The organism is Streptomyces sp. SID12501 (assembly GCF_010550245.1).
Classification (GTDB): domain Bacteria; phylum Actinomycetota; class Actinomycetes; order Streptomycetales; family Streptomycetaceae; genus Streptomyces.
Window position 1 is genome coordinate 1 of the sequence record NZ_JAAGLU010000797.1, and the last position, 420, is coordinate 420.

The window sequence follows — 420 nt, forward strand, 5'->3', positions numbered from 1 at the left end:
CTGCGCGGCCTGACGTCCGACCCTGCGCTGCGCGAAGCCGACGCCGAGATGGACCGATATGGGAAGAACCTCAGTGCGTTCTACCCGAACCACGTCTCAAGCCGTCGCGACGAACAGCGCTGACGGCGGAGAGCGGCAAGGATCAAAAGTTTCTTCGGCGTCGACTCCATCGACGGCTTCTTCGACCTGTCCACTTGGATCGCCGCCATCATCGGCTCGGTCTTCCTCCTCGCCATCTACCGACTGGTCACCGGCAACAAGCGACACCACAGCCACGCCTGAGCGACCCAGCCCCATCCTCGGATGGGGAACGGCCCCCCTCCTCGCGAGGCGGGGCCGTTTTGCTGCCCTGCGACAGAACCAGGCCGCTGTCTGTCCCGGGTGGTCGCAGAACTGACAGACCGGCCGCCTCAGGATCAC

1 pseudogene is annotated in these 420 nt (G+C 65.2%); it reads left to right on the forward strand.

The window, feature by feature from the left end:
- Nucleotides 1-153: 153 nt before the first annotated feature.
- Nucleotides 154-282 (forward strand): annotated as a pseudogene (locus G3I71_RS48510) (GlsB/YeaQ/YmgE family stress response membrane protein); the annotation flags it as partial.
- Nucleotides 283-420: the final 138 nt, after the last annotated feature.